This window comes from Terasakiella sediminum, from assembly GCF_033100395.1.
GTDB lineage: Bacteria > Pseudomonadota > Alphaproteobacteria > Rhodospirillales > Terasakiellaceae > Terasakiella.
On the sequence record NZ_JAWLVJ010000028.1, the window covers coordinates 1 to 3,250 of the forward strand.

2 protein-coding genes, 1 tRNA gene and 1 riboswitch are annotated in these 3,250 nt (G+C 45.7%); of the genes, 2 read left to right on the plus strand and 1 reads right to left on the minus strand.

The window, feature by feature from the left end; genetic code table 11:
• Positions 1 to 342: 342 nt before the first annotated feature.
• Positions 343 to 430 (minus strand) — tRNA-Ser (locus RYZ26_RS17430).
• A 162-nt stretch (positions 431 to 592) separates the two neighbouring features.
• Here RYZ26_RS17430 and RYZ26_RS17435 point away from each other — a divergent pair.
• Both RYZ26_RS17435 and RYZ26_RS17440 read left to right on the plus strand, forming a co-directional pair.
• Positions 593 to 1,069: a MarR family winged helix-turn-helix transcriptional regulator gene (locus RYZ26_RS17435; protein WP_317684531.1), complete on the plus strand. Its 477-nt coding sequence runs from the start codon at positions 593 to 595 to the stop codon at positions 1,067 to 1,069.
• Positions 1,070 to 1,148: 79 nt separating this feature from the next.
• A riboswitch (glycine riboswitch) is annotated at positions 1,149 to 1,239 on the plus strand.
• 149 nt (positions 1,240 to 1,388) lie between these two features.
• On the plus strand, positions 1,389 to 2,801 hold the full coding sequence (locus tag RYZ26_RS17440) for an L-serine ammonia-lyase (protein WP_317684532.1): 1,413 nt from the start codon (positions 1,389 to 1,391) through the stop codon (positions 2,799 to 2,801).
• Positions 2,802 to 3,250 lie beyond the last annotated feature (449 nt).

A 3,250-nucleotide genomic window follows, 5' to 3' on the forward strand; every position in this document is an offset into this window, starting at 1 on the left:
CGATATGACAAAACGATGTTAAGCTTTCTCGGCTTCGTTCAGGTCACATCAATTCGGGTTTGGGTAAAGCACTTTGTCAACAGAACCTAAGAGTAATTCAGAGAAAACAATCATTGAAATAAGCAGACAATTTCTCTTGTACGCTAAAGTTCTGTCAGAAATTGGGTTTGGAATTTCAATCTTCTCTTGCATAGAAAGCTCCAGATAGACAGGTTTTATAGGTGTGTGGTATACCTGTATGGTAAGTCTGTATGGTAGGCAAGTTTCGTTCTTGAGTTATTCTTGCTCTAACTGGTTGTTTCTAAATAAAAAACCCCACGAATTTAATCGCAGGGTTTTTAATGGCGGATGGCTAGGGATTCGAACCCCAGGTACCTCTCGGTACAACGGTTTTCAAGACCGCCGCTTTCGACCACTCAGCCAGCCATCCTCAGATTGTGGAGAGGGTAATAGCCCAATCCGTATGTGCTTAGCAAGGCCTAATTTTTGTTTTTTTAAAGTTTTTTCAAAAATAAAAAAACTTGCACTTCCACGGGGGGTGTTCTTAAATGGTTATATATGAAACTAAATATTATCACTTCGGGAATATGTAATGAATAAAGGGCCTTCAGACTCTTTTCAGCTGGAAAATTTCTTTCCTTATCTGGTCAGAATTTATTATCGCGCCGTCAGTCAGTCGGTCTCTACCATTTATGAAAAAGAATATAATCTAACGGTGTCAGAATGGCGGGCTATGGCCGTTCTGGGGAATGAGCAACCTTTGTCTGCTGGGGAAATTGTTAAACGTTCCAGTATTGATAAGGTCAAGGTCAGTCGTGCGATTGCTGGGTTAACCAAGGCAGGTTATCTGGAACGCCGCGTGGATGAAGATGACCGTCGCAAAGTTGCCCTGCAACTGACACGGTCCGGGCATCTGGTGTTTCAGGATCTGGTGGGCAAGGTGCGTAACCTGGAAGAAGAATTGCTGGAGGGGCTGACAGAAAATGAACGCGCCACGCTCTATACATTAATGACCCGGGTGCGTAAAAATGCCGAAGCCATCGAAAACCGTTTTAACGAAGAAGAATAGATAATTTAAATTATATCCACTCTAAAAATTTACTATATTGTTTCTAAATTTATAGTATATTGAATTTTACATAACCTTTTACACCTGTGTGGGAGAGCTGATGGTAGAAATCAGCGCCGAAGGAGCAATCGCCCCGATAATCTCTCAGGCACCTGTACTGCACATGGTTTAAGGCTCTGGAGAGTGGATGGTTTCATCCCACCGAAGGTCAGTCCCGTTTTTGCGATAGTCAGGACGGGGACAATCTCAGGTCAAAGGACAGAGGGGGCACATCTTAATTTTGGTCGTAAACGACTAATCGTGTAAGGAGTGCTCATTCATGAATGACCAGGAACGTCAGGCGCAGCTAGAAACAAACCTCAGTGTTGTTGATCTTTTCAGTATCGGTATTGGCCCGAGCAGTTCCCACACGGTCGGGCCGATGCGTGCAGGCTATTTGTTTTGTCAGGATCTGATCAAGGCGGATGACCTCGCCAATACGGCATCATTGCGGATTGATCTGTTTGGATCGCTCGCACTGACAGGGAAGGGGCACGCGACCCACGATGCGGTGCTGTTGGGGTTGTCTGGGGAACGTCCCCGCAATGTAGACCCAGATGCCGTTCCTGGAATTTTGAATAAAATTCGAACGGAGAACCAATTGGTTTTGGCGGGGGAGCACACGGTCGCTTTCGTTGAAGATGATAACCTGATCTTCAACTATGATGAGGTCATGCCGGAACATCCAAATGCCATGCGGATTGCGGCGTTTAACGCAGACGATGACCTGATCCATCAACAGGAATATTTCTCTGTCGGGGGTGGGTTTATCGTGGTGAAAGGGGAGCATAACCGCGCGGAATATAGTGGCGATGACGTGACTCTGCCGCACCCCTTTACCTCCGGTGACGAACTGCTGGAAATGGGGAAAGACAAAGGCCTAACCATCGCGGAAATGATGATGGAGAATGAACTGACCTGGCGTACTGAAGAAGAAACAAAAGAATTCCTGTCCAACATTCATCGCACCATGATGGACTGTATTAAACGAGGGTATGAGCAGGAAGGGTACCTACCTGGGGAATTCAACGTTAAACGCCGCGCACGTGACCTCTATATAGAATTGACCGAACGACCAGAAGCGGGCTTGAAAGATCCGCTAACCGTGATGGATTGGGTGAACCTCTATGCCCTTGCGGTAAATGAAGAAAATGCATCCGGCGGACGCGTCGTGACAGCCCCGACCAATGGGGCGGCGGGCATCATTCCAGCAGTTCTTCGTTATTATGAACGGTTTTGTCCGGCTGCGGATCAGGACGGGATTGAACGGTTTTTGTTAACCGCTGGTGCTATTGGTGTGCTCTATAAAAAACGCGCTTCAATCTCTGGGGCAGAAGTGGGCTGTCAGGGGGAAGTCGGTGTGGCCTGTTCCATGGCGGCTGCCGGCTTGACGGCCGCATTGAACGGCACCAATGAACAGATTGAAAATGCAGCAGAAATCGGGATGGAACATAACCTTGGACTAACTTGCGATCCCGTTGGTGGACTGGTGCAAATTCCTTGTATTGAACGTAACACCATGGGGGCGATGAAGGCCATTAATGCATCGCGTCTTGCCCTTCGTGGGGATGGTACGCATCTGGTGTCATTGGATAAGGTGATCGAGACCATGCGGCAGACGGGACTGGACATGCGCAGCAAGTATAAGGAAACGTCGCAAGGTGGTCTTGCCGTAAATATTGTGGCCTGTTGATATGTCTTAAAAGTTGTTTCCTACCTGCTGCTGTTGGGAATTTGGAGAGAATAGGTCCATTTTCTGTGTAATTTTATATAAGTCTGATTGAATGGAATTGGCGATATATTACCTAAGCCGTATATTTTTTGCCGGAAAATTTTCTTAACGTTGGGTCAAGAAAAGATTCGCATCTCGTGTGGCTCTATTTGTGGTTTTGGTTGTGTGATCTAATTAACAGTCGAAAAAATATTTTTTGGATTGTCTTAAAAACATCATAATTAGGCCTTTAAAAACAATGGCTTATTTTGAAAGGTATTAGAGTGCTTGAAAATAGGGTTATTTAATGAACCCTAACCGTATTGTTGTTTCCGCAACTGCCTGAAATTTGATAAAATAATCCGAACAATTAAAACCTAAATCGTGCTTTTTGAGGGGCATGGGTTAACATCAAATAGGCGGGCAAGCTT

Coding starts and splice junctions, on each gene's coding strand:
- RYZ26_RS17435 (WP_317684531.1), top strand. CDS start 593: ATGAATAAAGGGCCTTCAGACTCTTTTCAGCTGGAAAATTTCTTTCCT.
- RYZ26_RS17440 (WP_317684532.1), top strand. CDS start 1,389: ATGAATGACCAGGAACGTCAGGCGCAGCTAGAAACAAACCTCAGTGTT.